This window comes from Arsenicicoccus sp. UBA2120 (assembly GCF_002330965.1).
GTDB classification, from domain to species: Bacteria; Actinomycetota; Actinomycetes; order Actinomycetales; family Dermatophilaceae; genus Arsenicicoccus; species Arsenicicoccus bolidensis.
In genome coordinates, this window is record NZ_DCYC01000040.1 from 85,407 (window position 1) to 111,154 (window position 25,748).

The window sequence follows — 25,748 nt, forward strand, 5'->3', positions numbered from 1 at the left end:
AACGGGTCGCGGCGGGCCCGCATCGCCCGCGGCTCCGGCGTGCAGGTGTCCGAGGTCAACGCCCTGCTCGAGCGCTTCGGCGAGGCGCAGAAGATGATGCGGCAGATGCGTCGCGGAGGCGGCATGCCGGGCATGCCCGGTCTGCCCGGTGGCGGCAAGAAGGGCAAGCAGGCCCCCCAGCGCAAGAAGGGGAAGTCGGGCAACCCGGCCAAGCGCGCCGAGCAGGAGCGCGCCGCCGCGGACAAGGCCAAGGCCGCCAAGGGCAACTCGTTCGGGTCGGCCTTCGGGGGCACGGACGGCGCCGACGGCGCTGGTCTGGACGCCTCCCAGCTGCCCAAGGGGTTCGACTCGTTCCTGGGTCGCTGACCCCGCGGGTCAGGGCTGACGCGGCTTGAGGATCGGCGTCGCGACGGCCGAGCGCAGACCTGACGCGGAGCCCGACGAGCTGGCGACCCGCCAGTTGCGCTCCTTGTCCACGTCGAAGATCACGACGGCCTGGACGTTGCGGTAGCCCGTCCTCATCCGGGCGAAGGCGTCGCGCCACCACGTCGCCTTGCTCTGACCGCTCGGAGCGCTGACCGGCACCCGCGACACCCCGGCCGAGGCCGGGTCGGCCGAGGAGATCTCGCAGATCCACACGGGCTTGCGCGGTGCGAGCGCGACGAGGCGCTGGTACTGCGTCGCGTAGACGTTGTCGAAGCTGCGCCAGCCCAGGTTGCGGGTCCGCGTCGTCCCCCAGTTGTAGCCGTCCAGCCCGAGGATGTCGACGACGTCGTTGCCGGGATAGATCGTGCGGACGTCGGTGGTCCCGGTATACGTGTCGGTGGTGGGGTTGAAGGCCCAGCGGACGTTGGTGGCGCGCTCCTGGCGGAAGATCGTTACGGCCCGGCGCCACGCGGCCTTGAACTGCGCCGGGCTGCCGCCGCGGCTCTTGGTCGCGCCGGCGCTCGGCTGGTGCGCGACCCAGTCGGCGTTCATCTCGGCCCAGGGACGCAGGACCACGGGACGACCGTAGGCACGCAGCGTGCGCGCCTTGGCGCGGAGCACCGCGTCGCCGCGGCCGCTCGACCAGTAGGCGTAGTTGCCGTAGTCCTCCAGCGACCAGGCGACGAGGAGGGTGCGCGTGGCACCCATGGCCCGGTCGCTCGGGTAGGGCCAGTAGGGGTCGTCACCGCGCCCGCGGAAGACCGAGGCGATCGCCATCGGACGCCCGACGGCCGAGGCCGTGCGGTCGAGCACGCGGGGATCGCGGTCCATGCCCTGGCTGTAGGCGCCGAGGGCCAGGGGGATGGTGGAAGTGAGGGCCGTCGGCTGGGCCGCGGCGGCGGTGGGGTCGCCCGCACCAGGCAGGGCGGCGGGCGCGGTCACGAGGGACGCCGTCGCGAGGGCGGCAACGGCGAGCAGGGAGCGACGGCGACGGGCGGTGACCATGCGCAAATATTACGCACAGTCACCGCCCACTACGCACTGTATGTCGCGTGTGATCGGGTCCCCCAGGTCAGGCGGACTCGTTCAGCATCGCTGCCCGGGCCCGGGCAGCCTTGCCGCGGTAGACCGGGGCCATCCGCTTCACGGCCGAGACCGCCGCCACGAGGGCGAACGCGCCCATGGCGAGGTACAGGCTCTCGAAGCCTGCGTAGGTCAGGCCTCCGCCGACTCCGGCGGCGAAGACGGGGGTGGCTGGGTTGTTGTACATGGGTCACCATGTCCTTTCGGTTCGTGCGATGGCATCTGCATAGGCTTTGGCGTGGGTCGCCTGGAGGAAGAAGTCGAAGGGCAGCTCGTACATCGTGGCGGAGAGCAGCTGCTGGCGAATTCCCTTGTCGCGCACCGTGACGAAGCGCTCGACGCAGAAGATCGCAGTGATGCCCAGCCAGATCGGCTGGAGCATGAAGTGCCCGAGCGTGATCGTCAGGGCGACGTCCGCGAGGTACAACGCGGTGATGACGACGCCCAGCATCGTGAGCAGCTGGCGGCCCCAGTAGGGACGGGTCACCCGGGTGATGCCGTACTGCACGCAGTTCTCGACGGCCCCGCGCTTCCACCGCAGGCGCTGCTGCCACAGCTCGCGCCAGGTCGACATCGCCTCGGTGGTGAGCGTGCAGCTGGGGGGTGCGAGCAGCTCGTAGCCCAGGTGCATGATCGCGAAGGACAGCTCGTTGTCCTCCGTGAGGACGCGCGGGTCGTAGATGCCGCCGCGGCCGTCACCCCCGGGGAGCCGCCCGTCCAGGCGGGCCAGGCTGAGGTCCTGCAGCATGGTGGCCCGGAACATCGCGGCCGTGCCCGTGACCACGAGGCACTTGCCGTCGAGGCGCCGGACGTCGCGGGCGTAGCGGGCGTACTCGTTGTCCTGGAGGTGCTGGAGGAAGCGGGAGTTGGCGTTCCACGTCAGGCGGCTCCACCGCTCCGCCGGAGCCTCGGCGCGGCGGGTGCGCTCGCGCTGCACGGCCGGCTGCGCCCGGAAGGTCCCGCCGACGGCGCCGAGGTGGTCGTGCCTCGTGAGATAGCCGGCGGCGTTCTCGAGGAAGTGGGCGTCGAGGGCCGAGTCGGCGTCCTGCACGAACACCAGGTCGTCCGCCCCCAGGGTCGGCAGCAGCGTGTCGAGCACCTGGTTGAGGGCGCCGGCCTTCTTGTCCGTGTTGCCGACGGTCTCGACGACCGTGACCCCCATGCCGCGGGCGATGTCGACGGTCGCGTCCGTGCAGTTGTCAGCGATGACCGTCACCGTGTGCGGCTGGTAGGTCTGGTCGCGCAGGGCCAGGAGCGTGTTGGCGATCCCGGCCTCCTCGTTGTGGGCCGGGACGAGGACGTGGACGCGACCGAGGCGGCGCTCGCCGACCGATGCCTGGGCGCGCTGCGCGCCGGCAGGGGCGGTGGCCTCGGGGCTCGTGGGGGCGAGCGTGGGGGACATGGTGACCGCTTCCTCAGGAGGGGCGGGATCCCACCTGGGTGGTGGGGCTCCACCAGGTTCCGGCCCGACCTACTGGCCGGTTGGGTCATCGCATACGGCTGTACCTTCACGGGTTGCAACTACTTCGGACGGTCATGGACCTGGTGCGGTGCGTGATCTGGCCGGCGACCGCGCGGCGACCAGCAGTAGTGGTGACTGCTGCATTCAGGCCTAGGTCGAGGTGCTTCCCTGGCGGTGCGACGACACGTTCGCGCCGATAGGGTCACGACCATGAGCGCTGCACCGCTGCACCTCGCCGGCCCGGTCCTGGTCGGCCCCGACGACGTCCGTGACGAGCTGTGGGTGGTGGACGGCCGGGTGACCTTCACCGAGCCGTCCGGGGACTGCGAGACGATCCGCGGCTGGGTGCTCCCCGGCCTGGTCGACGCCCACTGCCACGTGGGGCTGGATGCGCACGGGCCCGTGGACGCGGAGACCGCCGAGGCCCAGATCAGGGGCGACCGGGCAGCGGGGACGCTGCTGATCCGGGACGCGGGCTCGCCGTCCGACACCCGCTGGATCGACGACCGCGAGGACCTGCCGGTCGTGATCCGCGCGGGGCGTCACATCGCCCGGACCCGGCGATACATCCGCGACTACGCGGACGAGATCGAGCCGGACCAGCTCGTCGAGACGGTCCGTGCGCAGGCACGGCGCGGGGACGGCTGGGTCAAGCTGGTCGGTGACTGGATCGATCGCGCGACGGGCGACCTGGCGCCGTGCTGGCCGCAGGACGTGGCGCGCGAGGCGATCACCGTCGCGCACGAGGAGGGGGCCCGGGTCACCGCCCACTGCTTCGGCGAGGAGGTGCTGCCGCAGCTGGCGGCCGCCGGGATCGACTGCATCGAGCACGCGACCGGGCTGCGCGGCGAGGTGGTCGACACCTTCGCCCGGCAGGGCATCGCCATCGTCCCGACGCTGGTCAACATCGCGACCTTCCCCCAGATCGCCGAGCCGGCCCGGGCCAAGTTCCCGGACTACCACCGCCACATGCTCGACCTGCACCGCCGACGCCACGAGACCGTGCGCACGGCCTTCGAGGCCGGCGTCCCGATCTACTGCGGCACCGACGCCGGTGGGTCGCTGCCGCACGGTCTGGTGGGGTCCGAGGCCCGCGAGCTGCGGGCGGCCGGGCTGCCGCCACGTGCGGTGCTCGACGCCGTCAGCTGGGGCGCGCGCCACTGGCTGGGGCGGCCCGGGATCGAGGAGGGGGCTCAGGCGGACCTCTGCGTCTACGCCACCGATCCCCGTGAGGACCTCGACGTGCTGGCGTTCCCGACGGCCGTCGTCCTGCGCGGTGTCGTCCGCGGCTGAGGTCATAACCTTCGTCACAGGTTGCGTTCACTTCTTGACGGCAATGGTCACCGGGTTCATGGTGTAGCCATGCCCCAGGACCGACGCACCCGATCCCGCACCGCCCCACGGGGATCCGGGTCGCCCAGCGCCCTGCGGCGGGCCAACACCGAGCGAGTCCTGCGGCACCTGCGCTCGAGCGGCGCGTCCACGCAGGCGGACCTGGCGCGGGCCACGGGTCTCTCCCCGGCGACCGTGTCCAACCTGGTGCGCTCCCTGGTGGACGACGGCCGGGTCGCGACGGGCACGACCACCGCGTCCGGACGCCGGGCCACCCAGGTGACGCTGGTGCCCCAGGCGGGGCGACAGGTGGCCCTCGGGATCGACGTCGGCCGTCGCCACGTGCGCGTCGTCGTGGCGACGGAGTCCGGGGAGGTCGTCGGCGAGTCCGCGCACGAGCTCCCGGCGGGCCACCGGGCCTCCGAGTGCCTGCAGGTGGTGGCGGACCTGGTCTCCGAGGTGCGGGTGGCGGCGGATCACGCGGGGCACCGCCTCGTCGGGGCGGGCCTCGGCATACCCGGTCCGGTCGACGTCCGGACCGGACTGGTGGGCCACGGGGCGATCCTCCCCGAGTGGGTCGGCCTGCCGATTGCCGAGACCTTCGCCGAGCGGCTCGGCATGCCCGTCCACGTCGACAACGACGCGACGCTCGGCGCGCTCGCCGAGGCGCGCTGGGGCGCCTACAAGGGAGTGCAGGACCTCGTCTACGTCAAGGTGGCCTCAGGCGTGGGCTCGGGGCTGGTCCTCGGCGGCCGGGTGCATCGTGGCCACCTCGGCATGACCGGCGAGATCGGGCACCTGCCGGTCGCGGCGTACGGCCAGGTCTGCCGCTGCGGCAACCGCGGGTGCCTGGAGACCGTCGCGTCGGTGCCCTCGATGCTGGCGGCGCTGGGGGTGTCGGCGGGTCGTCTGCCCCGCACGTCCGAGCTCATCTCCCTCGTCCAGGCGGGGGACCCGGCCGCCTTGCGCGTCCTCGAGGACGCCGGTGCCGCCCTCGGGCAGGTGTGCGGGGGGCTGTGCAACGTGATCAACCCGGCCGTGATCGCCGTCGGGGGGCCGTTGACGGCCGTGGGGGAGGCCCTGCTCCCCTCGATCCGGCACGGGCTCTCGCGAGCCACCACCCCGGCCGTCGCCGAGGCCACGGTGCTGACCCTGACGACCCTGGGCGACCGGACCGAGGCCCTCGGCGCCGCGGCGCTCGCGCACTCGGCCGACTGAGTGAGGCCTTCGTCACGAACCCGCAACGCAGGGGCCGCTGCGGTTGACGCCGGGCACGCCAGCGAGTTCACTTTGTGAACGAGTGACGACGCGGTTGTCGTCAGGTCGCGAAGAAGGGACCCTCTGATGGCACGACCCGGTGCGCCCGTCATCCTCGAGATGGTCGACATCACCAAGGAATTCCCCGGCGTCAAGGCGCTGGACCACGTCAACCTCGCCGTCAGCACCGGCGAGGTGCACGCGATCTGCGGCGAGAACGGCGCGGGAAAGTCCACCCTGATGAAGGTGCTGTCGGGGATCTATCCCCACGGCACGTATGCCGGCCGCATCCTCTACGACGGTCGTGAGGTGGAGTTCAAGGACATCCGGGCCAGCGAGAGCGCCGGCATCGTGATCATCCACCAAGAGCTCGCCCTCATCCCCGAGCTGTCGATCGCGGAGAACATCTTCCTCGGCAACGAGGCGGCCAGGGGCGGCATCATCAGCTGGGTGGAGACCAACAGGCGGGCCCGCGAGCTGCTGTCGACGGTGGGCCTGCGCGACGACCCGGAGACACCGGTCAAGAACATCGGTGTCGGCAAGCAGCAGCTCGTCGAGATCGCCAAGGCGCTCAACAAGAACGTCCGGCTGCTCATCCTCGACGAGCCCACCGCGGCCCTCAACGAGGAGGACTCGGCCCACCTGCTCGACCTGCTGCGCGGTCTGCGCGACCGGGGCATCACCTGCATCATGATCAGCCACAAGCTGGGCGAGATCGCCGCCATCGCGGACTCCATCACCATCATCCGTGACGGGCGGTCCATCGAGACCCTCGACGTCCACCGCGGCGGCGTGGACGAGGACCGCATCATCCGCGGCATGGTCGGTCGCCCCCTGGACTCCCGCTTCCCCGACTACACGCCGCAGATCGGCGAGACCCTGCTCGAGGTGCGCGACTGGACGGTCGAGCACCCGCAGATCCCCGGCCGGCTGGTGTGCAAGGGCTCGTCCTTCACGGTGCGGGCGGGCGAGATCGTGGGCTTCGCGGGACTGATGGGTGCCGGCCGGACCGAGCTCATGCGCTCGTTGTTCGGCCACTCCTACGGCCAGCTCCTCGGCGGCGAGGCCTTCCTGCGGGGCCGCCGGCTCAAGCTGACCAGCGTCTCCACCGCGATCAAGGAGGGCCTCGGCTACGTCACCGAGGACCGCAAGGTGCTGGGGCTGAACCTCCTCGACGACATCAAGACGACCACGGTCTCCGCCAAGCTCGGCAAGATCTCGCCGGGCGGTGTGGTCGACCGGCACAAGGAGTTCGACTTCGCCGAGCGCTACCGCACCTCGCTGCGCACCAAGGCCCCCTCCGTCAACGAGGGTGTCGGCAAGCTGTCCGGCGGCAACCAGCAGAAGGTCGTGCTGGCGAAGTGGTTGTTCACCGACCCCGAGGTCCTCATCCTGGACGAGCCCACCCGCGGCATCGACGTGGGGGCCAAGTTCGAGATCTACGGGATCATCCAGCAGCTCGCGCTGCAGGGGAAGGGCGTCATCGTCGTCTCCTCCGAGCTGCCGGAGCTCCTCGGCCTGTCCGACCGCATCTACACGATCTGCGAGGGGGCCATCACCGGCTGCCTCGACAAGTCCGAGGCCACGCAGGAGAACCTCATGCGCCTCATGACCCTCACGTCCTCCACCCACGCGCCCTCCGCCTGACCGAAAGACGCCCGATGAACAAGCTCAAGCAGGTCTTCGGCGGTGACATCCGCCAGTTCGGCATGATCATCGCCCTCGTGGCGTTGATCGCGCTCTTCCAGGTCCTGACCAACGGCCTGACCCTCGACCCCACCAATGTCATCAACATCCTCCAGGGCAACGCCTACGTCCTCGTGCTGGCCATCGGGATGGTCCTCGTCATCATCGCCGGGCACATCGACCTGTCGGTCGGGTCGGTGGCCGCGGCCGTGGGCATCATGGTCGCGATGGCGATGCGGGACTGGAACCTCGCCTGGCCCCTGGCCATCCTGCTGGGCCTCGCGCTCGGCGCGCTGATCGGGGCCTGGCAGGGATTCTGGGTCGCCTACGTCGGCATCCCGGCCTTCATCACGACGCTCGCGGGGATGCTCATCTTCCGCGGGGTCAACCAGTGGGTCGGCAAGTCGCTCACCGTGCCGGTGCCCGAGGGCTTCCAGACCATCGGGTCCGGCTACCTGCCCGAGGTCGGGCCCAACACCGGCTACAACAACCTCACCGTGCTGCTCGGCGTGCTGGCCTGCCTCGCGATCGTCGGGGGAGCGCTGCGCAACCGCGCCAACCAGCGCAAGATCGGCCTCCCGCTCGAGGACGGCGTCGCCCTCGGCATCCGCCTGCTGCTCATCTGCGGGGCGATCATCGCGGTGACCCTGCTGATGGCGTCCGGTCGCCCCGGGACCTCCTTCCCCGTCTCGGGCCTGATCCTGGCGTTCCTCGTCATGCTCTACGGCTTCATCTCCAGCCGCACCGTGGTCGGTCGCCACGTGTATGCCGTGGGTGGCAACAAGCACGCCGCCGAGCTGTCGGGCGTCAAGGCCAAGAAGGTCAACTTCCTGGTCATGATGAACATGTCCGTCCTCGCGGCCCTCGCGGGCATGATGTTCGTCGCCCGCTCCACCGCGTCCGGGCCGAGCGACGGCGTCGGCTGGGAGCTCGACGCCATCGCCGCCGTCTTCATCGGCGGGGCGGCCGTCTCCGGCGGCGTGGGCACCGTCGTCGGCTCGATCATCGGCGGCCTGGTCATGGCCGTGCTCAACAACGGGCTCTCGCTGCTCGGCGTGAGCGCCGACGTCACCCAGATCATCAAGGGCCTCGTGCTGCTCGCGGCCGTGGCCTTCGACGTCTTCAACAAGATGCAGGGGCGGCCGTCGATCATCGGCCACCTCACCAAGAACGCCGGGTCGCGCACGCCGACGAGCACCGCGCAAACCGGCGCCACGGCCCGGCCCAAGGCCTGAGCCCCACCCTCACCACACCAGTACGAACGACAAGGAAGTCACATGCGCAAGCTCACCACCACCGTCGTGGCCGTCTCCGCGGTCGCCCTCACCCTGTCCGCCTGCGGGCGCGCCGAGCAGACCTCCACCTCGACCCAGAGCAGCGGCGGGTCCGCCGCGGCCAAGGGCTTCGACCAGGGCGCCCTGATCGGGGTGGCGCTGCCCAAGAAGACCTCGGAGAACTGGGTTCTCGCGGAGAACATCTTCAAGAAGGACATGACGGACGCCGGCTTCAAGGTCGACGTGCAGTTCGCCAACAACGGCGTCGCGGAGCAGCAGAACCAGATCCAGACGATGGTCACCAAGGGTGCCAAGGTCCTGATCGTCGGTGCGCTGGACGGCTCCCAGCTCGGCACCCAGCTGCAGGCCGCCAAGCAGCAGGGCGTCACCGTCATCGCCTACGACCGCCTGCTCACCAACACCCAGGCCGTGGACTACTACGTCGCCTTCGACAACTTCAAGGTGGGTGTGCTGCAGGGCAACGCGCTTCTCGAGGGCCTCAAGGCCAAGAAGCCCAACGGCCCCTACAACGTCGAGCTCATCGCCGGCTCGCCCGACGACGCCAACTCCAAGGTGTTCTTCGACGGCGCGATGAGCGTGCTGCAGCCCAAGATCAAGGACGGGACGCTCAAGGTCGTCTCCGGGCAGACGTCCTTCCAGCAGGTCGTGACCCAGGACTGGAAGGCGGAGAACGTCCAGAAGCGCATGGACAACGTGCTCGCCGCCCACTACGCCTCCGTCCCGCTCGACGGCGTCCTGTCGCCCAACGACACCCTGGCCCGTGCCGCGATGACCTCCGTCAAGCAGGCCGGCAAGCCGACCCCGGTCGTCACCGGCCAGGACTCCGAGGTCGAGTCGGTCAAGTCGATCATGGCGGGGGAGCAGTACTCCACCATCAACAAGGACACGCGCAAGCTGGTCGCCGCCGCGATCGACATGACCAAGCAGCTCCAGAAGGGCGAGAAGGTCACGGTCAACGACGAGAAGTCCTACAACAACGGCGTCAAGGTCGTGCCGGCCAACCTGCTCGAGCCGGTCATCGTGACCAAGGCCAACGCCAAGGAGGCCTACGCCAACGACCCGACCCTGTCGGCTCTGGTCAAGTGACCCAGATCACGTGACTCAGAGCCCGTATGGCGGCGGACCGCCGTCATCCGGGCTGGGGGCTTTTGACTGGCATCAGCGGGGCGCCGCGCGACCGGACGGTCGGGCGGCGCCCCGCGCTGTCCCGCGGATCTCAACTTCCAGTAGCAATTTGTAGTGTGGTCGTGACTCTGCGTAGATGTTTTGGGCAAGATAAGGGGCGTGAGCCTTCGAGGACCCAGCGTCGGCCGTGTCCGCGACGACACGGCGCTGCTGCGCGTGGGCCTGGCCGCCAGCGAGGCCGCCCTGCGCATCAAGCGCGCCGCCCGTGCCTCCCAGCGCCTGGCGCGCCTCGCCGAGACCGACCCTGACATCACCCTCGACACCACCGTGCAGTGCGCGGCGGACCTGGCCAGCGAGCTGGGCTACCTCGGCGAGAACGACCCGGGGGCCGCGCTGCAGGTGGCCGGCGGTGCGCTGCAGGTGATCACCGACCTGCCGCCGGGCCCGTGGAGCCTCGTCGTGGAGATCCAGGGCGAGCTGACCCGCGGCGAGGCGCTACTCGCGCTCGGCGACCTCGACGGTGCGGCCGCGTGCGCTGCCTCGGCTCGACGCTCGGCGACGCTGCCGCTGCCCGAGGACGACCTCGGCCTACGCGTCCGCGCCGGGCTGCTGGCCCTCGAGGGGCAGGTGGCCGCTGCGGCCGGCGACCTCGCGCTGGCTGTCACCCACTTCCGAGCGTCGCTGGAGGCGGACGCGGATGGTGCGCTCGGGCTGCAGCCCCTCGTCCTCGCACGGCTCGCTCAGGTCATGCAGGCGCTCGGGGACACCGACCTGGGCCTCACGTATGTCGACCGGGCCCTCGCCAGCACGGCCGTCCCGCAGTCCGACGCCGCCATGGCCCGCCTGCACGGCATCCGGGCCGAGCTGCTGCTCGACGCCGGCGACCTCGACGGCGCCCTGGCTGAGAGCGAGCGGGGGGCCGAGCTCGTCGTCCATGCGGGGCTGAACCCCGCGGACCACGTCCGCCGCGTCGCCGCCGTCCGCGCCAGGCTCGGCGACCCCGACGCCCCCGACGCCCTGCGACGGCTCGCCGACGACGAGACACGGACGACCGGAGCGCCGAGCCTCGCGACGCTGCTCGCGCTCGCCACGGCCCACCTGCGCTCGGGGGACGCCGAGTCGGCGGTCCGGGCCCTCGCGCCCTACCACCACGCCAGCACCCTTCCCCGGTCGCAGCGCGACGCGGTGTATGACGTGCTGACCGAGGCCGCCGAGCGCACGGGCGACGAGGCCGGCGCCCTGGCTCTGCTGAAGGAGCAGCGCGAGGCGGCGCGTGGCGACGCGCGGGCCGGATCCTCGTCACGGGTGCGCGACCTCGCCGAGCGGCTGCGCATGGACCTCCTGCAGGCCGACCTCAAGGAGTCCCGCCGGCGCGAGCAGCAGCTCACGCTGCTCGTGCGGCAGCGCACGGCCGAGCTCACCTGGCGGGCGGCGCACGACGAGCTGACCGGGCTCTACAGCCGGGACGCGGTGCTGAGCAGGCTGCGCGAGCCGGCCGGTCCCAGGACCTGGCGGACCGTGCTCTACCTCGACCTGGACCGGTTCAAGGTGGTCAACGACGCCCACGGCCACGAGGTGGGCGACGCCCTGCTCTCGGTCGTCGGGCGCCGGCTCGAGACGGCCGTCCTCGGTCTGGCCGGACGCACGTGCGTCGCCCGTCTGGGGGCGGACGAGTTCTGCGTGCTCATCGACACGGAGGGGCCCCTCGACGGGGTCGCCACCGCCCAGCAGCTCGTCGACGAGCTCTGCACCCCCGTCGACCTGCCGAGCCTCGGCCCGGTGCGACCGCAGGTGAGCATCGGCGTGGCCCAGGCCGCCCCGGGGGTGGAGCGACCCGTCGGGGACACCGACCTCGACCTCCTCCGCGACGCGGACGTGGCCCTCAACCGCTCCAAGTCGCAGGGCGGGGGCGGCATCTACGTCTTCGGCCATGCCGACCGGGAGCAGGCGGTGCGCCGCTTCGAGGTGGAGCACCGCGTGCGCCGGGCGATCGAGGAGGGGCGCATCCTTGCGGCATACGACCCGATCGTCGACCTGCGCACCGGCGAGGTCGTCGGGGTGGAGGCGCTGTGCCGCATGGAGGAGAACGGACGACTCGTCCGCGCCGCCGAGTTCATCGAGATCGCCGAGGAGTCCGGGCTCATCGACGCGCTGGGTCGCGTCGTGCTCGCCGAGTCGATCCGTGACCTGGCCGCGTCCGGGACCCCGAGCTTCGTCGCCATCAACCTCGGGCCCCGAGAGCTGCGGCGTCCCGGGCTGCTGGAGGACCTGCGTCGACGCACGGAGGCGGCGGGCCTCGGCCTGGAGCGGCTGGTGGTCGAGGTCACCGAGCGGTCCTTCGTCGACGTCGCCTCCCAGGAGGCGCAGGTGCTGCGCGAACTGTCCGAGGCCGGGGTGCGCCTCGCCATCGACGACTTCAGCACCGGGCACAGCTCGATGGTCCACCTGTCCTGGATGCCGGTGCAGCTCCTCAAGATCGACCGTTCCTTGGTCGTGCGTGCGGCCCGCAGCGCCTCCGACCGCACGCTCGTGGACGCGGTCATCTCGATGGCCCAGACCCTCGGTCTGACGGTCGTGGCGGAGGGCATCGAGACCGCGGAGGCGGCGCGGGTGCTGCGCGACCTCGGCTGCGACCTGGCCCAGGGCCACCTGTTCGACGAGTACGCCCGCATCGACGAGATCCCGCGGACCTTCGACCTCGACCGGCTCCTCGCCGAGGACTGAGGCTGCTGGGTCCGCACCGGCACGGTCCGGACACGCCGGATGTCGTCAGCACCCCCGCCCATCTGGCATCATGGACTCTCGTATGCGCCGTGAGCGGACCCTCTCACCGGTCTCGACGCGTCCATCGAGTCCGCCCGCGCCTGTCCCCACGGTGTCGTGACGCGGGCTCACCCACACCACATCCAAGGAGACACCACACTCGTGGCCGTCAAGATTCGTCTGAAGCGCATGGGCAAGATCCGTGCACCGTACTACCGCGTCGTCGTGATGGACTCGCGCACCAAGCGCGATGGTCGTGCGATCGAGGAGATCGGCATCTACCACCCGACGGAGCAGCCGTCGCGCATCGAGATCACCTCCGAGCGCGCGCAGTACTGGCTGGGCGTCGGCGCTCAGCCGACCGAGCAGGTCATGGCTCTGCTCAAGATCACTGGTGACTGGCAGAAGCACAAGGGCCTCCCGGGCGCCGAGGGCACCCTGCAGGTCAAGGAGCCCAAGCGCTCCAAGCAGGACCTCTACAACGAGGCCCTCCAGAAGGCCGAGCTCGAGCCCAAGGAGACGCCGAAGAAGAAGTCCGCCCCCAAGGACGAGGCTCCGGCCGAGCCCGCCCCCGAGGCCCCCGCCACGACCGACCCGGCCGAGGCTGCCGAGTCCGCCGGCTCCGCCGAGGCCGAGGAGGTCCCCGCGACCGAGTCCGTCGAGGCCGCCGCTCCGGAGTCCGACGAGAAGGCCGAGGCCTGATCGTGCTCGAGGAGGCGCTCGAGCACCTCGTCAAGGGGATCGTGGACCACGACGAGGACGTGGTGGTGCGCCACAAGGAGCTCCGCCGCGGTGAGGTGCTCGAGGTCCGTGTCCACCCGGACGACCTCGGTCGCGTCATCGGCCGCTCGGGCCGCACGGCCAGCGCCCTGCGCACCGTCATGGGTGCCCTGGCCGGTGGCAAGCAGGTGCGCGTCGACATCGTCGACACGGACCGGGTGCGCTGAGCGCCCCACGGCATCACGCTCGAACCACGAGAGGCGTGCACGGGACCATCCCGTCGCACGCCTCTCGTCGTCTCTCGGGGCAGACCCGCACGACCAAACGAGGAGATTCAGCATGGACGTCGTCGTCGCCAGGATCGGCAAGGCGCACGCGCTGCGCGGTGAGGTCACGGTGGAGCTGCGCACCGACGAGCCGCAGGCGCGGCTCGCCCCTGGTACGCGTCTGACCACCGAGGCGCGCCGCGGGTCCGGCGTGCCCCGCGAGCTGACCGTGCGGACCGCACGCGTCCACAACGGGACCTGGCTGCTGGCCTTCGAGGAGATCCCGGACCGCACGGGTGCGGAGTCCCTGCGCAACACCCTCCTGACCCTCGACGTGGCCGACGGGACCGATGGCACCGGCGGGGCCGCCGGGACCTCCGAGCGCGACGACGAGGGCTGGTACGAGTCCGACCTGGTCGGGCTCCGGGCCGAGGACCCCGCCGGGGAGGTCGTCGGCGAGGTCGTGGCCCTGCACACCCGCCCCGTCCAGGACCTGCTCGAGGTGCGGCTCACGGACGGCCCGACCGGGCTCGTCCCCTTCGTCGAGGCGCTGGTGCCCACGGTGGACGTGGCGGCGGGCCGGGTCGTCGTCGACGCGCCCGACGGGCTGTTCGACCTCGACGGGGAGTGACCGTGCGCATCGACGTCGTCTCGATCTTTCCCGAGTACCTCTCGCCGCTGGACCTCTCCCTCATCGGCAAGGCCCGCCGCGAGGGGTTGCTGGACCTGCACGTCCACGACCTGCGCTCGTGGACGACCGATCGGCACCGCACCGTCGACGACACCCCCTACGGCGGGGGCGCCGGCATGGTGATGAAGCCCGAGCCGTGGGCCCAGGCGATCGACCACCTGCGCTCGGTCGGTGACGAGTCGTATGCCGGCGCCCGCCCCCTGCTCGTGGTGCCGGGTCCCGGCGGTCGGCGCTTCGACCAGGCGATGGCCCACGAGCTGGCGGGCGAGCCGTGGCTGGCCTTCGCCTGCGGACGCTACGAGGGGATCGACGAGCGCGTCTACGAGCACGCGCAGGAGGCGCTCGACGGCCGGGTCCGCGTCGTGTCCCTCGGCGACTACGTGCTCAACGGTGGCGAGGTCGCCGTCCTCACCATCACCGAGGCGGTGGCCCGGCTGCTGCCCGGGGTCGTGGGCAACGCCGCGTCGCTCGTCGAGGAGTCCCACGAGGACGGCCTGCTCGAGTACCCCGTCTACACCAAGCCGGCGTCCTGGCGCGGCCGCGAGGTGCCGCCGGTGCTCCTCTCGGGCGACCACGGCGCGATCGCGACCTGGCGGCAGCGGCAGCGCCTCGAGCGGACCGCCGCGCGGCGCCCCGACCTGCTGCCCGCGTCGGCCACCCTCGCGGGCGGCGAGGAGCTGGCGATCCGCCTGGCGACGCCCGCCGACGTCCCCGAGCTGTGGACCCTCACCCGGGCCTGCTGGGTGGACGAGGGCCGGGTCAACGAGGCGCCCGACATCCCCCCGCTCGTGGAGACGCTGGCGCAGGCCCGGAGCGGGATCGACGGGTGGCGCACCTGGGTGGTCCGCGACGGCGCTCGCGGCGCGAATCGCGGTGACGGCCGGCTGGTGGCGTCGGTGCGCGGCAGGCTCGTCGACGGCAACACCTGGGAGGTCGGTCGGCTCATGGTCGCCCCGGACCTCGTGGGGCAGGGGATGGGCCGGCAGCTGCTCGCCCACGTCGAGCGCCAGGCGCCGCCCGAGGCCACCCGGGCGTGGCTGCTCACGGGGGCGCGCAGCGAGCGCAACCAGCGCCTCTACCGCAAGGCGGGGTACCGCCCGGTGCGCGAGGCCCGGCAGGGGGTCCCAGGCACCGTGGAGCTCGAGAAGCGCCTGCGGCGCTCCTGACCGCATCGTGCTCCTGGGTCCGCCGCGCTCCACCCGCGCTCGCGCGCACCGGGCCGGCGCCGCCTCGGGGACGCCTCGGGACGCCGTCGACCGCCCGAGTTGGGGTCAGGGACCCTGGTCTGGCAGAATCGTGCCTTGCGTCTCGCGGCGATCAACCATGCCCCTGCCACAGGGGGAGGACCTGTCTGATGACAGGGACGCGGCAGCCGGGGACGTCATACGACACCTGCCTGCACCCGACCCAGGGCGCAGCCGACGGTGGGACGACCTGTGGCGGCCCCACGAGAAAGCGACATCGCATGAAGAAGCTGGCTGAGTTCGACGCCGCGAGCCTGCGCGACGACGTCCCCGCGTTCCGCGCCGGAGACACCCTCAAGGTCCACGTCAAGGTCATCGAGGGCACCCGCTCCCGTGTCCAGGTCTTCCAGGGCGTCGTGATCCGTCGCTCCGGCGGCGGCATCGGCGAGACCTTCACCGTCCGCAAGATCTCCTTCGGCGTCGGCGTGGAGCGCACCTTCCCGCTGCACACCCCGGTCATCGACCGGATCGAGGTCATGACCCGCGGCGACGTGCGTCGCGCCAAGCTGTACTACCTGCGCGACCTGCGCGGCAAGGCCGCCAAGATCAAGGAGAAGCGCGACACCACGGGCAAGCGCTGACCCTTGTCGCCGCAGGCCGGGCGAGAGCGCACAGCCGCGGCCACTAGGCTGCCGCGGGTGCACCCCCGGACGACGATGCCGACCATGACCGACACCTCGGTCGCGGTCGGCATCTCTCGTCGGGCCCGGCGCCTCCTCGTCGCCGTGCTGCTCGCCTGGGTGGCGCTCGTCGCCGCCCGGACCTGGGTCGTCGACTGGTTCGTCGTGCCGAGCGACTCGATGGAGCCGCTGCTGCGCCCCGGCGAGCGGATCCTCGTGGACAAGCGAGCAGGTGCGGTGGACCGCGGGGACGTGATCGTCTTCGACGGCACCCGCACCTTCGGCACCGTGGACGACCGACCGCTCGCGATCCAGGTGCTCGGCCGCGCGCTCGGCGCCTCGCCCGGCCACCACGTGGTCAAGCGGGTGGTGGGCGTGGGCGGCGACCACGTGCGCTGCTGCGACGACCAGGGGCGGGTCACCGTCGACGGCCGCCCCGTGGAGGAGCCCTACCTGCACCCCGGCGACACACCCAGCGAGGTGAGCTTCGACGTGGTGGTGCCGCCAGGCAGACTGTGGGTGCTGGGTGACCACCGCAGCCGTTCGGCCGACTCACGGTCGAGGCTGGGCTCACCCGGCGGCGGGCTCGTTCCCGAGCGTGACGTCACCGGTCGGGTGACCCGCGTGCTGTGGCCGCCCGGCCAGTGGCGAGCCGTGGCCGCCCGACCCGACCTGATGACCCTGGAGGAACCCGATGACCGACGCGCGTGACGTGCACGAGGACCCGACGCCGGGAGGCGACGCGGGGGAGCCACGCGACGGCGCCGAGGGGCGCGAGTCGGGCGAGCCCGGCGAGTCCCGCGGCGCAGGTGCGACGAGGAGCCCCAGCGCCGGCTCCCACCTCATGCACGCGGTGCGCGAGTTCGTGATCGTGGTCGGTCTGGCCCTCATCCTGTCCCTGGCCGTCAAGACCTGGCTGATGCAGGCGTTCTTCATCCCGTCCGGCTCGATGGAGGACACCCTGGTCGAAGGCGACCGGGTGGTCGTGTCCAAGCTGACGCCCAGGCCGTTCGAGCTGGAGCGGGGCGACATCGTCGTGTTCGAGGACACCGGCCGCTGGCTGGTGCAGGCACCGACGGCCCAGCGGTCCGGCGTCGCCAACGTGCTGCACGAGACCTTCGTCTTCGTGGGGCTGCTCCCCAACGACTCCGACAGCCACCTGATCAAGCGCGTGATCGGCCTGCCAGGGGACAAGGTGAGGTGCTGCACCGAGGACGGCAAGCTCACGGTCAACGGCGCCGCGATCTCCGAGAGCTATCTCAAGCCCGGCGACGCCCCCAGCGTCGATCCCTTCGACATCACCGTCCCGGAGGGCCGGCTCTGGGTGATGGGCGACCACCGCAGCGACTCGGGCGACTCCCGCTACCACGACCCCAGCCGGGACGGCAGCACCGGATCCGTGCCGATCGACGACGTCGTCGGGCGGGCCGTCGCCGTGGTGTGGCCGTTCTCCGAGATGACCTGGCTCGGCCAGCCGACGAGCGTGTACTCGGCCGTGCCCGACTCGCCGTGACACCCCCCGCCACGGCGACCTCGCGGCGGCCCAGCCTGCGCGTCGAGCGGGCCCTGCAGCGGGGCCTGCCCGAGGGGCGGCAGGTCATCGCGGCCATGGACGAGGTGGGCCGGGGTGCCCTGGCCGGACCCGTGTCCGTGGGGGTCGTGCTGATCGACCTGTCCGTCGGCTCGGCGCCGACGGGGGTGCGGGACTCCAAGCTGCTGACGCCCGCGGCCCGCGAGAGGCTGGTGCCCCGGCTGAGGCGGTGGGCGCCGGCATACGGCGTGGGGCACGCCACCCCGCAGGAGATCGACGAGGTCGGGATCATGGGGGCGCTGCGCCTCGCAGGACGGCGCGCGATGGAGGCGGCCTGCGCCGATGGGCTCGTGCCCTCCTTGGTGCTGCTCGACGGCAACCACGACTGGTTCACCGAGCCGGACCGCGTGGGTCTGCTCGGCGCGCTCGACGATGACCTGATCCCCGTCCACACGATGATCAAGGCCGACCTGCGCTGCTCCTCGGTGGCGGCGGCGAGCGTGCTCGCCAAGGTCGAGCGCGACGGCCTCATGGTCCGGCTGGCCGAGCAGGACGACGTCGACGACGCCTACGGCTTCGCGGTCAACAAGGGGTATGCCGCCCCGGGGCACCTCGACGCGCTGTCCCGCCTGGGGCCCTGCGTCCACCACCGCCGGTCGTGGCGGCTGCCCCTGCAGCGGGTGTTGGGTGATGATGGGACGACCGCGGACGCCGTCGGCGTCGCAGCAGCTGAGCAGGGAGTGCAGGAGCGATGAGCGCAGAGGACCTCGAGCGGTACGAGACCGAGATGGAGCTCGCGCTCTACCGGGAGTACCGCGACGTCGTGGGGCTGTTCTCCCACGTCGTGGAGACCGAGCGACGGTTCTACCTGTGCAACTCCGTCGACGTGCGGGTGCGCAGCGACGGCGGCGAGGTGTACTTCGACGTGACGATGTCCGACGCCTGGGTGTGGGACGTCTACCGGCCAGCCCGGTTCGTCAAGAACGTCCGCGTCGTGACCTTCAAGGACGTCAACGTCGAGGAGCTTGCCAAGTCCGACCTCGACCTCGCCAAGGATCCCGGCTTCCCGTCCTGACGGTCCCGGACCTCGCGTTCGTCGGGGTCTGTCCACAGGTCGCCGCGTTCCCGTCGCCCTCGTCCACAGGGCGTTCGTCGGCCAGGTCTCGGCCTGCTCGACGGGAGCAGTCTGGGTCCCGTGCGGTCACGGTGGTCGCACGGGAGCGTGAGGTGTGGCCATGGCATGTGGATCCGGCCCGGCACGGCATCGGGCCGTCGGGGACTACGGCGAGCGGGTGGCGGCGCGCCACCTCGAGGCCCTCGGGATGACGGTGGTCGACCGCAACTGGCGGTGCGACCAGGGGGAGATCGACGTCGTGGCCCCGACCTCACCCCCCACCCTCGTGGTGTGCGAGGTCAAGACCCGCACGAGCGTGTCCTACGGCAGCCCGGTCGAGCAGGTGACGCAGCGCAAGGCGATGCGGCTGCGGCGCCTCGCCGTGCGGTGGCTGCAGGAGCACCCGGAGGTCACGTCCCCGCACGTCCGCGTCGACGTCGTGGGGGTCCTCGTGCCCCGCGCCGGCGCGCCGGAGGTCGAGCACCTCGAGGGGGTGCTGTCGTGAGCACCGGGCTGACCCGCGGCGTGACCCTGTCGGGGCTCGAGGGGGCCGTCGTCGATGTCGAGGCGGATGTCAGTCTCGGGCTGCCGGCCTTCACCGTGACGGGGCTCGCGGACACGACCGTCGGCGAGGCGCGCGACCGGATCCGGGCGGCGGCGAGCAACGCGGGCGTGCCCCTGCCGTCGCGTCGTCTCACGGTGAACCTGTCGCCGGCGTGGATGCCCAAGTCCGGCAACGCCTTCGACCTGCCCATGGTCACTCAATAACGTTCTTTTCGCGGCCCATCTGGGCCTGCCTGTCATGCTTGCGGCATGAGTGAGCACAGCGGACCTTCCCGGAATCCATCCGGAGAGCCCGAGCCGTACTGGCCCGAGCCGTTCCAGGTGGGCGGCAGTCCCGAGGTTGCCCGCGCGTTCGCCCTGGCGGAGTTGATGGCGGACCTAGAACGACACAACATGCAGGCCGAGCGGGAGCAGCGCGAGGTCGACGCGGCGGAGGTGGATGCGGTCCCCCGGGTGCCCGACACGGATTAGGCGTGCTGGGTACCGGGTCCCGCGCTAAGGGCGTGGGGGACCGTGTCCAGAGGGCGCTATGGCCCTTCCTCGGCTCGGTGCTAGAGGGCGTCCGCCACGGCGTCCCGGGCCATCGCCTGCCAGTCCTCGCGCCCCAGGACAAGGGCCACGGCGTCGGCTAGCGGCATGTGTGGGGCCTGGCGCTGGGCCTTGCGGGCGCGGTCGCAGGTGAGGCATTCGCGGCGTCCACGGCGTAGGGCTGACGGGCGCAGGTTGCGGCCCCCAGGGCGTGCCCACGGGGGCAGGTGTGTCGGAGTACCTGGCGGGCGAGAAAGTCGCTGGGGGGCCGTGTCTGGGAGGCCCTATTGGGGCGCCCCAGGTGCCGCGCGATTCGTCCAGCACGAGGCCCAGCTCGCTGGGGTGCAGGTGCGCCGCGCCGGGGCCTACGCCGTCGATGTGGCGATCGAATAGGGCGACGGTGGCGAAGATATGGGAGCACTTGGCGCACTGCGCCTCGTGGGGTCCGAGGGGTTGGGCCATGGCACTGCCTTTCGTTCGGGATCGCTCGTCCGTGTGGGCCGGACGTCCCGAGCGGGAAGACGTGCGGCTAGGGCTTGCCCCAGCGCAGGCGCCCCTTGGCGTCTGGTCGGCAGAACATCGCCGTTCCGGCCTTGGTGAATTTGATTTTCTCGCCGGGCAGGACGGTGCCTTCGCCTGGTCGTTGCACCACCACGACGACTTCAAGGCCGACCAAGGCACCGACCTCACGATCGATCTTGGCCAGATCACCGCCGGTGAGGTCGGTGGGTGCGTTGATGTCGACGGCGATCTCCGCCGGACCGGGCAGGTCTTTGCCAGCGCCGGCCCATCCGATCACGCGCGCGGTGGTCATGCCGTAGCCGGCGAGGAGGTCCTTGATCTCCTCGCGGCGCAGCATGTCCAGTCCAGGGGAGTGGGGCCGTCAGTCATGGCTCCATCCTCTCGTCTTTGAGGGTTGGCACGTAGGCTCAAGAAGCAGAAGGAGGTCTCGTGACGGACGAACTCACGGCTGAGCTGCAGCAGATGAAGGCCCGCGAGTTGGCCGAGTACGGGCGGATCTTCCTGTTCGCTGGCGGGCATCCCGAGGCACTGCGGGATGTCGCGGATCCGTCGATCGCGCTAAGCACCCAGCGCAGCCCTGGCCAGGTCTGGGCGCTGCCGGCAGGATGGGTGCGGATCGTGAACGAGCTACACCATGATCTGCTCGAGCTACTGGGCGAGTACGTCGTGACGCGGGCGGATCAGAAGGCTGGCCGGCTCTGCTACGACATCGCACCCCCGTCGTTCAGCGATGCTGTCCAGCATCGCATCGCTGGAGCAGAGGACGAATCACGCCACACCTGCGAACTCTGTGGTGTGAATACCAGCAAGACGTCGATCTACGCGGCCAGGTGCACGCGCCACGCAACCGGCGCAGGGCATCGCATAATTGGTGCAATCGCACGGCCGCCGGGCGAGTCTGAGCGGCTGAAAGCTGCCGATCCATGACGAGAAGCTCGACGCTTGAATGAAGTAGGCGGACATTCAGAGCCACGCTACCGATGAAGGTCTCGTGTACTGAGAGCATGGCTAGCCATGTGAGGCAGACACCGCGGTGTCAGAATTGCAGTGCTGATCGCAGTCGGCCCCTCGGGCTCGGCTGGCAACGGAGGAGAGAGTCTTGCCCGAGAGCCGACATCGTTACCTGTACGAGCGTCTGGGCGATCACGACTTCCAGCAGCTCGTCGGCGCTCTACTCGTCAACCAGTTCTCCGACTACATCCCGATGGCACTACGCCAAGCGGACGGTGGCCGAGACGGTCTGCGCGCGGTCGATCCCTCGAAGGTGATGGTCTACCAGGTCAAGTGGTCGGTCAACGGGTGTGAGAAGAATCCGGTCAGCTGGCTGGAGCAAGTTGTCAAGAAGGAGGCTGACAATCTGCGACGGGCTCGCGGAGGAGGGTGTTCGGCACTACGCGCTCGTCACGAACGTGCCGAGCACGGCCAAGGATGAGACCGGCACCTTCGACAAGCTGGATCAGAAGCTTCGCGGCTATGCGAAGGAGTTCGGGTACGAGCAGATGACCTGCTTCTGGCGCGAAGCGCTGAATCCTTGGGTCGACAACGCCCCGGCCGAGACCAAATGGGCCTATGCGGACATGCTGGCGGGGTGGGATCTGATCCGCTACATCGTCGCCGAACAGATTGGAACAAACGAGGACAAGGTGCATCGCGCTTTGATCCGCAAGGTCGTTGCCGCCCAGTGGGAAGATGATCAACGGGTCAAATTCAGCCAGTCCGAGGTGGACCGGGAGAGGGTTGTCGACCTCTTCGTCGATGTCACCGCCCAGGAGCGACACCACGCTCTCGCCCGCCAGGGCGTCGTCGTCGAGGACCTCCGGGCTGGCCGGGTCGGCGCCGGCGACCTGCAGGTCGTCCAGCACCCGCGACAACTGCAGGTTCTCGTCCAGGCCGTCCATGCCCTGCGTTCGCGCCAGGAGCACGTCGACGGCCGCGGCCACGAGCGCAAACGCCTGGTCCATCCGGGCTTGTGTGTCAGTCATGGCCCGACCTTAACCAGCCCGCACGGCCCCGTCACCGCGGCCGTCGGCGCCCTGTGGACGACGGGGGCCGCGCAGGCGGCGCGCCGGCCGTGTTGTGGGCTCACGCGCGGGGCCCGCGGTGGCGCGGGCCATCGACGCGGGGGCCGTATGCGCTGTCTTCGCCGGTCAGGTGGATGGGCCGCTGGGCGGGTCCGCGGTCGCCCGGGTTGGGGGTCGCCGCGGTGGCGCGTGGCCGGTCGGTGGGGCGGGTGATGACCTGGAACATGGCCTCGTAGCCGGCCATGCTGCCGGTGATGACGGCCTGTCGCGAGATCCGGTCGTTCATGGCGCCCTTGACCACGGTCCAGTCGACGCGAAAACCGTTGTGCGCGGCGAGCATCGACACCACCTCACGGTTAGTTCTGCCGTTCCCTTCGCGGGCGAAATGGATCTGGTTGTTGACCCCGTACACCCGGGCGAGGGCGGCGGGGAACCGGTCGGGGGCGACGGCGCGCAGGTTGTCGGTGTCGCGCAGGTGGACCGCGAGCTGCGCGGCCGCGGCGGGCAGGACGGCGTCGCCGATGAACCGCCCGCCGCCCTTCTCCATGCTGACGGTGCGCAGCTCACCGGCCCGCTCTTAGACGTCCTGGAACAGGTGCCGGTGCACCTGCCGGGCGCCGGCCAGGTCGTAGGAGTCCAGGCCCTGCTCGCGCAGGGTCAGGGCGCGGGCCTCGACGAGCTCGTCCTCGCGGGTGCGCAGCTGCTCGGGGGAGCGGGCGCCGACCAGGTTGCGCAGGGTGACCCCGTCGTCCATGACGTACGCGGCCCACCGCTGGGCCTGGTCGCCGATCGTCCACGGGGCGCGCCGGGAGGGGCCCGGTCGGGTCGTGGACCGTGAACCCGGTCAGCGGGCCGCTGCTGTAGGTGAGGCGGCCGGGCTCGTCGCCGGCCGGGGTGTAGGCGACCCCGAACACGTGGACGTCGGCGACGACCAGGCCCGCGCCGGGGACCAGGGAAGCACGGGCCTGGTCCAGGGACAAGAACGCCTCGGTGCCGGGGACCAGGGCGACGGTGCGAGTGTCGGCAGCGGCGGGGACGTACAGGCGCACGTACCGCATCGGGTCCTCGGTCAGCGGGGCGAGCTGGTCGGCGACCTCGTCGTCGACAACACCGGGCGGCAACCGACCGACCGCGTGCGCGGCCACCAGGTCGTTCAGGTCCCAGGACTCGCCCTCGCCGTCACCGGCCATCGCGGTGGCGTGCCTTGATCAGCGCGATCAGCTCGTCACCGGTGATCTCCCCACGCACGTACCGGTCCTGCTCGGCGCGCGCGACGTCGCTGGTGCGGCCGCCCTCCATCTCGGTCGAGTGCCGGATACGACGCGCGTCGGCGACCCGGGCGACGTACTCCTGCTCGGTGATCGGCTTGTCCAAGGTCATGCTCGTCATGCTGTCACCCCCTCTCGGGTGTCGTCTCCTGCTGTAGGTGGGGCTCACGGGCGTGGTTCAACTGACGGATAGGATCTTCGCTGCTGGACTTCCTGACCGGGTCGCGGCCTATAGTGGTTGTAGCGCCCCTCCCTTGCGAGGGTTTGGGGAAGTGAGCCTCGGGATTTCCTGCCGGACGACAGGGCCCGGGGCTCGCGTCATGTTCGGAGTTAGATGGTGATGAGGCGGATGCGCTCGTGGAGGGCGTCGAGGTACTCACCGGTGGTGGTGCGGGCGTTGGTGACGGCTCCACAGACCGCGTCGGGGATCCACAGCAGGGGTTCGTCGCGTCCGCGCACATGGTGGATCCGGACGGCCGGGCCAAGGCGACCGCGACCGCGCAACGCCTGGACGAGGTCAAGGTCGCGCTTGTCGTCAGCGGAGCCGCGAGACTCGAAGGTCACCTGGGTGACGCCGAGCAGTTCCAGCTCGGGCAGGAGTCGTTCGATCGTCTTGTTGCGTCGTCGTTTGAGGTTGTCACTGGCGCAGCCTTCGCGGACGACGACGAGGTAGGTGTGCTCGAGAGCAGCGATGGTGGTGGCGATGACGCCCCGACGTCGCTCGTCCTCGTCGCGCCAGTGGAGCTTGTTCTGGCCGGGCAGCCTCAGGGAGCGCATGCTGTGGCGGGTGTCGTCCTCGAGGTGGGCGGGGCCGATCGCGGCGGCGAGGATGTAGGCGCCGGGGTCGAGGTCGTGGACCGAGGCGGACTCGTCTACCCAGGCGCGCAGGGCTATCGGCGTCGTCGCTGGGCTCATGGGCGGGTCCTGGTGCGGGCGGCGATATCGCGGGTGAGGGTGTCGGGGTCGAACGGGGCTTGGAGGGTGTAGAGGTTCTGGGTGCTCAGGCCGGTGGGGGACAGGGGCGAGGTCCGGGTGCGTCGCTCGACGTGCAGGAGACCGTTGTCGCGCAGCTCGCGTAAACCTCGTTCGGCAGTGTCGGCGGACCAGCCGTACCAGGCGGGCATGCGCTCGGTGGGCAGGGGGAAGCCGGGTTTCTCGTGCAGGGCGACCAGGAGCATGGCTACTGCCGGCAAGGACAGGTGGGTGTCCCATTCTTCGGTCCAGAAGCGGTGGTTGAGGCGGATGAACCGACTGGTGGCCGCGGCGCCGATGGGGCGGGTGTAGGGCTCCGCGCTGCCGTCTGGGGACAGCAGGGTGATCACGACGGCGCGGGGGCCGCCGTGGCGGCGTTCGATGAGGTGCCGGGCCTGCAGGCGGGTCAGGATCTTGGTGGCGGCAGACTTCGCCGAGGCGTCGGTCGCGGTCGCGGTGGTGGCGAACGCCCGTGCCCACACCGGCAGAGGCAGGCTGGCGCTCCAGCCGTCCTCGTGGTCGCCGCTGCTGATGATGGTGTGCAGCATCAGCAGCGCGAGGAGCCCGCGATGGTCGCGGTGGGTAACAAACTGCGCCAGGGGGGCCCGTCGGCTACTGGCCGTACGGTCGGGGTTCTGGATGAATGTCTTGCCCAGCGGGGTGAACGTCCGGCCAGACCGTTCGATGAGGAAGTTACGGGTGTCGGCAACGGTCGCCGGGGCGACCGGGCTGCTGTCGCTCGAGGCGGTTCGCTGCTTGTCCATGTGGTGAAGGTATGACGCCCTGACACTACGATCCAAACTACCCAGCCTCCTTGGGAGGCTGCCTCAGCGGGTGTATGAAATAACCTTTAATCACGTTGCTAAGGCGGTGTGAGATCTTCTGCGATGCCTTAGGGGCTGCCGGCGGTGTGGCTGGCTACTCGGTCCGGTCGGTGGGGTAGTGGCGTGCGGCCCGGAGTGTTCTCCACAGCGATTGACCCGTGCTCAGGGACAGGGGATCTGGGGTGGCGCGGACTCCATGGTTCTCGAGACGAGCCCGCCGCGCCCCGGAGCCTGCAGTGACACCGTCACACGCACGAATATGCGTACCCCGCTGTGGCGTGTCAGGGTGCGGTCAGGTTTACTTGTCCTGGGTCACTGTGTGGTGGTTCCCCGTTGCTCTGGGTGAAGGGCTTCGCCTCGTGGAGGGTTCCCATGTCGTTGTGGGGTCTGGCTTCTCGTCGGGTGTTCGTGGCGGCCGTGGTTGCGGTGGGCGC

The 25,748-nt window shown here is 70.8% G+C and carries 29 protein-coding genes and 1 pseudogene; 20 read left to right on the forward strand and 10 right to left on the reverse strand.

Going from position 1 to position 25,748, the window contains the following annotated elements; all coding sequences use genetic code 11:
- Positions 1-366 (forward strand): annotated as a pseudogene (locus B2P18_RS05490) (signal recognition particle protein); the annotation flags it as partial.
- A 9-nt stretch (positions 367-375) separates the two neighbouring features.
- On the opposite strand, the gene B2P18_RS05495 reads toward B2P18_RS05490, so the two are convergent.
- The 3 genes from B2P18_RS05495 to B2P18_RS05505 form a co-directional block, all read right to left on the reverse strand.
- Positions 376-1,431, reverse strand: a complete 1,056-nt coding sequence (locus B2P18_RS05495) for a glycoside hydrolase family 26 protein (protein ID WP_286956568.1) — start codon at positions 1,429-1,431, stop codon at positions 376-378.
- 67 nt (positions 1,432-1,498) lie between these two features.
- Positions 1,499-1,696 carry a hypothetical protein gene (locus tag B2P18_RS05500; protein WP_239262693.1) on the reverse strand — a complete coding sequence of 66 codons (198 nt, stop codon included), beginning with the start codon at positions 1,694-1,696 and terminating at the stop codon, positions 1,499-1,501.
- Between the two features lie 3 nt (positions 1,697-1,699).
- Positions 1,700-2,911: a glycosyltransferase family 2 protein gene (locus tag B2P18_RS05505; protein WP_286956569.1), complete on the reverse strand. Its 1,212-nt coding sequence runs from the start codon at positions 2,909-2,911 to the stop codon at positions 1,700-1,702.
- 270 nt (positions 2,912-3,181) lie between these two features.
- Between B2P18_RS05505 and B2P18_RS05510 the strand changes: the two genes are divergently transcribed.
- The 18 genes from B2P18_RS05510 (at position 3,182) to B2P18_RS05595 (ending at position 19,650) form a co-directional block, all read left to right on the forward strand.
- Positions 3,182-4,264 carry an amidohydrolase family protein gene (locus tag B2P18_RS05510; RefSeq protein ID WP_286956570.1) on the forward strand — a complete coding sequence of 361 codons (1,083 nt, stop codon included), beginning with the start codon at positions 3,182-3,184 and terminating at the stop codon, positions 4,262-4,264.
- 69 nt (positions 4,265-4,333) lie between these two features.
- Positions 4,334-5,521: an ROK family transcriptional regulator gene (locus tag B2P18_RS05515; RefSeq protein WP_286956571.1), complete on the forward strand. Its 1,188-nt coding sequence runs from the start codon at positions 4,334-4,336 to the stop codon at positions 5,519-5,521.
- A 126-nt stretch (positions 5,522-5,647) separates the two neighbouring features.
- Entirely contained in the window at positions 5,648-7,207 is a 1,560-nt protein-coding gene (gene mmsA, locus B2P18_RS05520) for a multiple monosaccharide ABC transporter ATP-binding protein (protein WP_286956572.1), read from the forward strand.
- Between the two features lie 14 nt (positions 7,208-7,221).
- Positions 7,222-8,481: a multiple monosaccharide ABC transporter permease gene (mmsB, locus tag B2P18_RS05525; RefSeq protein ID WP_029211926.1), complete on the forward strand. Its 1,260-nt coding sequence runs from the start codon at positions 7,222-7,224 to the stop codon at positions 8,479-8,481.
- Between the two features lie 42 nt (positions 8,482-8,523).
- A complete protein-coding gene (locus B2P18_RS05530; RefSeq protein ID WP_029211925.1) occupies positions 8,524-9,627 on the forward strand; it encodes a sugar-binding protein in 1,104 nt (367 codons plus the stop codon).
- Between the two features lie 198 nt (positions 9,628-9,825).
- The gene (locus tag B2P18_RS05535; RefSeq protein ID WP_286956573.1) at positions 9,826-12,390 is read left to right on the forward strand and encodes a putative bifunctional diguanylate cyclase/phosphodiesterase; all 2,565 of its coding nucleotides are present in this window, start codon (positions 9,826-9,828) and stop codon (positions 12,388-12,390) included.
- A gap of 201 nt (positions 12,391-12,591) precedes the next feature.
- The gene (gene rpsP, locus B2P18_RS05540) at positions 12,592-13,131 is read left to right on the forward strand and encodes a 30S ribosomal protein S16 (protein WP_029211923.1); all 540 of its coding nucleotides are present in this window, start codon (positions 12,592-12,594) and stop codon (positions 13,129-13,131) included.
- A gap of 2 nt (positions 13,132-13,133) precedes the next feature.
- Positions 13,134-13,376, forward strand: coding sequence for an RNA-binding protein (locus tag B2P18_RS05545; RefSeq protein WP_019287908.1), 243 nt, complete (start codon positions 13,134-13,136; stop codon positions 13,374-13,376).
- 112 nt (positions 13,377-13,488) lie between these two features.
- Complete coding sequence (rimM, locus tag B2P18_RS05550) at positions 13,489-14,046, forward strand: ribosome maturation factor RimM (RefSeq protein WP_029211922.1); 558 nt, start codon at positions 13,489-13,491, stop codon at positions 14,044-14,046.
- Between the two features lie 2 nt (positions 14,047-14,048).
- Entirely contained in the window at positions 14,049-15,272 is a 1,224-nt protein-coding gene (gene trmD / locus B2P18_RS05555; RefSeq protein WP_029211921.1) for a tRNA (guanosine(37)-N1)-methyltransferase TrmD, read from the forward strand.
- Positions 15,273-15,571: 299 nt separating this feature from the next.
- On the forward strand, positions 15,572-15,931 hold the full coding sequence (gene rplS / locus B2P18_RS05560; RefSeq protein ID WP_019287905.1) for a 50S ribosomal protein L19: 360 nt from the start codon (positions 15,572-15,574) through the stop codon (positions 15,929-15,931).
- Between the two features lie 84 nt (positions 15,932-16,015).
- Positions 16,016-16,681 carry a signal peptidase I gene (gene lepB, locus B2P18_RS05565; RefSeq protein WP_084412820.1) on the forward strand — a complete coding sequence of 222 codons (666 nt, stop codon included), beginning with the start codon at positions 16,016-16,018 and terminating at the stop codon, positions 16,679-16,681.
- Positions 16,665-17,483: a signal peptidase I gene (gene lepB, locus B2P18_RS05570; protein WP_029211919.1), complete on the forward strand. Its 819-nt coding sequence runs from the start codon at positions 16,665-16,667 to the stop codon at positions 17,481-17,483. Before lepB (B2P18_RS05565) ends, lepB (B2P18_RS05570) begins: the two co-directional genes overlap by 17 nt.
- Positions 17,480-18,256 (forward strand): ribonuclease HII, encoded by a 777-nt coding sequence (locus tag B2P18_RS05575; RefSeq protein WP_029211918.1) that lies wholly within the window; start codon positions 17,480-17,482, stop codon positions 18,254-18,256. The genes lepB (B2P18_RS05570) and B2P18_RS05575 overlap by 4 nt, the downstream gene beginning before the upstream one ends.
- A complete protein-coding gene (locus B2P18_RS05580) occupies positions 18,253-18,576 on the forward strand; it encodes a DUF2469 domain-containing protein (RefSeq protein WP_019287901.1) in 324 nt (107 codons plus the stop codon). The genes B2P18_RS05575 and B2P18_RS05580 overlap by 4 nt, the downstream gene beginning before the upstream one ends.
- 160 nt (positions 18,577-18,736) lie before the next feature.
- Positions 18,737-19,120 carry a YraN family protein gene (locus tag B2P18_RS05585; RefSeq protein ID WP_019287900.1) on the forward strand — a complete coding sequence of 128 codons (384 nt, stop codon included), beginning with the start codon at positions 18,737-18,739 and terminating at the stop codon, positions 19,118-19,120.
- The gene (locus tag B2P18_RS05590; protein WP_019287899.1) at positions 19,117-19,383 is read left to right on the forward strand and encodes a magnesium chelatase domain-containing protein; all 267 of its coding nucleotides are present in this window, start codon (positions 19,117-19,119) and stop codon (positions 19,381-19,383) included. The genes B2P18_RS05585 and B2P18_RS05590 overlap by 4 nt, the downstream gene beginning before the upstream one ends.
- Positions 19,384-19,428: 45 nt before the next feature.
- Positions 19,429-19,650 carry a hypothetical protein gene (locus tag B2P18_RS05595; RefSeq protein ID WP_156911386.1) on the forward strand — a complete coding sequence of 74 codons (222 nt, stop codon included), beginning with the start codon at positions 19,429-19,431 and terminating at the stop codon, positions 19,648-19,650.
- A gap of 586 nt (positions 19,651-20,236) precedes the next feature.
- Here the strand turns inward: B2P18_RS05595 and B2P18_RS05600 are convergent.
- Positions 20,237-20,566, reverse strand: coding sequence for a hypothetical protein (locus tag B2P18_RS05600; RefSeq protein ID WP_029211917.1), 330 nt, complete (start codon positions 20,564-20,566; stop codon positions 20,237-20,239).
- A 92-nt stretch (positions 20,567-20,658) separates the two neighbouring features.
- Between B2P18_RS05600 and B2P18_RS05605 the strand changes: the two genes are divergently transcribed.
- Positions 20,659-21,156 (forward strand): hypothetical protein, encoded by a 498-nt coding sequence (locus B2P18_RS05605; protein WP_019287896.1) that lies wholly within the window; start codon positions 20,659-20,661, stop codon positions 21,154-21,156.
- Between the two features lie 410 nt (positions 21,157-21,566).
- Here the strand turns inward: B2P18_RS05605 and B2P18_RS05610 are convergent, their stop codons facing one another.
- The 6 genes from B2P18_RS05610 to B2P18_RS05635 all read right to left on the reverse strand — a co-directional run bounded on the left by B2P18_RS05610 (position 21,567) and on the right by B2P18_RS05635 (position 25,254).
- Positions 21,567-22,211 carry a hypothetical protein gene (locus B2P18_RS05610; RefSeq protein ID WP_286956583.1) on the reverse strand — a complete coding sequence of 215 codons (645 nt, stop codon included), beginning with the start codon at positions 22,209-22,211 and terminating at the stop codon, positions 21,567-21,569.
- Positions 22,212-22,311: 100 nt separating this feature from the next.
- Positions 22,312-22,797, reverse strand: a complete 486-nt coding sequence (locus B2P18_RS05615; protein ID WP_019287894.1) for a hypothetical protein — start codon at positions 22,795-22,797, stop codon at positions 22,312-22,314.
- 30 nt (positions 22,798-22,827) lie between these two features.
- Entirely contained in the window at positions 22,828-23,004 is a 177-nt protein-coding gene (locus B2P18_RS05620) for a hypothetical protein (protein ID WP_019287893.1), read from the reverse strand.
- A gap of 425 nt (positions 23,005-23,429) precedes the next feature.
- Complete coding sequence (locus B2P18_RS05625; protein ID WP_156911384.1) at positions 23,430-23,630, reverse strand: antitoxin VbhA family protein; 201 nt, start codon at positions 23,628-23,630, stop codon at positions 23,430-23,432.
- A gap of 218 nt (positions 23,631-23,848) precedes the next feature.
- The gene (locus tag B2P18_RS05630; RefSeq protein WP_034253121.1) at positions 23,849-24,433 is read right to left on the reverse strand and encodes a hypothetical protein; all 585 of its coding nucleotides are present in this window, start codon (positions 24,431-24,433) and stop codon (positions 23,849-23,851) included.
- On the reverse strand, positions 24,430-25,254 hold the full coding sequence (locus tag B2P18_RS05635; protein ID WP_019287889.1) for a hypothetical protein: 825 nt from the start codon (positions 25,252-25,254) through the stop codon (positions 24,430-24,432). Before B2P18_RS05635 ends, B2P18_RS05630 begins: the two co-directional genes overlap by 4 nt.
- Positions 25,255-25,748 lie beyond the last annotated feature (494 nt).

Excerpts from the sequence above, each read along its gene's own strand:
- B2P18_RS05495 (WP_286956568.1), bottom strand. The coding sequence starts at position 1,431 with ATGGTCACCGCCCGTCGCCGTCGCTCCCTGCTCGCCGTTGCCGCCCTC.
- B2P18_RS05500 (WP_239262693.1), bottom strand. The coding sequence starts at position 1,696 with ATGTACAACAACCCAGCCACCCCCGTCTTCGCCGCCGGAGTCGGCGGA.
- B2P18_RS05505 (WP_286956569.1), bottom strand. The coding sequence starts at position 2,911 with ATGTCCCCCACGCTCGCCCCCACGAGCCCCGAGGCCACCGCCCCTGCC.
- B2P18_RS05510 (WP_286956570.1), top strand. The coding sequence starts at position 3,182 with ATGAGCGCTGCACCGCTGCACCTCGCCGGCCCGGTCCTGGTCGGCCCC.
- B2P18_RS05515 (WP_286956571.1), top strand. The coding sequence starts at position 4,334 with ATGCCCCAGGACCGACGCACCCGATCCCGCACCGCCCCACGGGGATCC.
- mmsA (WP_286956572.1), top strand. The coding sequence starts at position 5,648 with ATGGCACGACCCGGTGCGCCCGTCATCCTCGAGATGGTCGACATCACC.
- mmsB (WP_029211926.1), top strand. The coding sequence starts at position 7,222 with ATGAACAAGCTCAAGCAGGTCTTCGGCGGTGACATCCGCCAGTTCGGC.
- B2P18_RS05530 (WP_029211925.1), top strand. The coding sequence starts at position 8,524 with ATGCGCAAGCTCACCACCACCGTCGTGGCCGTCTCCGCGGTCGCCCTC.
- rimM (WP_029211922.1), top strand. The coding sequence starts at position 13,489 with ATGGACGTCGTCGTCGCCAGGATCGGCAAGGCGCACGCGCTGCGCGGT.
- rplS (WP_019287905.1), top strand. The coding sequence starts at position 15,572 with ATGAAGAAGCTGGCTGAGTTCGACGCCGCGAGCCTGCGCGACGACGTC.
- lepB (WP_084412820.1), top strand. The coding sequence starts at position 16,016 with ATGACCGACACCTCGGTCGCGGTCGGCATCTCTCGTCGGGCCCGGCGC.
- lepB (WP_029211919.1), top strand. The coding sequence starts at position 16,665 with ATGACCGACGCGCGTGACGTGCACGAGGACCCGACGCCGGGAGGCGAC.
- B2P18_RS05580 (WP_019287901.1), top strand. The coding sequence starts at position 18,253 with ATGAGCGCAGAGGACCTCGAGCGGTACGAGACCGAGATGGAGCTCGCG.
- B2P18_RS05585 (WP_019287900.1), top strand. The coding sequence starts at position 18,737 with ATGGCATGTGGATCCGGCCCGGCACGGCATCGGGCCGTCGGGGACTAC.
- B2P18_RS05595 (WP_156911386.1), top strand. The coding sequence starts at position 19,429 with ATGAGTGAGCACAGCGGACCTTCCCGGAATCCATCCGGAGAGCCCGAG.
- B2P18_RS05600 (WP_029211917.1), bottom strand. The coding sequence starts at position 20,566 with ATGCTGCGCCGCGAGGAGATCAAGGACCTCCTCGCCGGCTACGGCATG.
- B2P18_RS05610 (WP_286956583.1), bottom strand. The coding sequence starts at position 22,211 with ATGACTGACACACAAGCCCGGATGGACCAGGCGTTTGCGCTCGTGGCC.
- B2P18_RS05615 (WP_019287894.1), bottom strand. The coding sequence starts at position 22,797 with ATGGAGAAGGGCGGCGGGCGGTTCATCGGCGACGCCGTCCTGCCCGCC.
- B2P18_RS05620 (WP_019287893.1), bottom strand. The coding sequence starts at position 23,004 with ATGGACGACGGGGTCACCCTGCGCAACCTGGTCGGCGCCCGCTCCCCC.
- B2P18_RS05625 (WP_156911384.1), bottom strand. The coding sequence starts at position 23,630 with ATGACCTTGGACAAGCCGATCACCGAGCAGGAGTACGTCGCCCGGGTC.
- B2P18_RS05630 (WP_034253121.1), bottom strand. The coding sequence starts at position 24,433 with ATGAGCCCAGCGACGACGCCGATAGCCCTGCGCGCCTGGGTAGACGAG.
- B2P18_RS05635 (WP_019287889.1), bottom strand. The coding sequence starts at position 25,254 with ATGGACAAGCAGCGAACCGCCTCGAGCGACAGCAGCCCGGTCGCCCCG.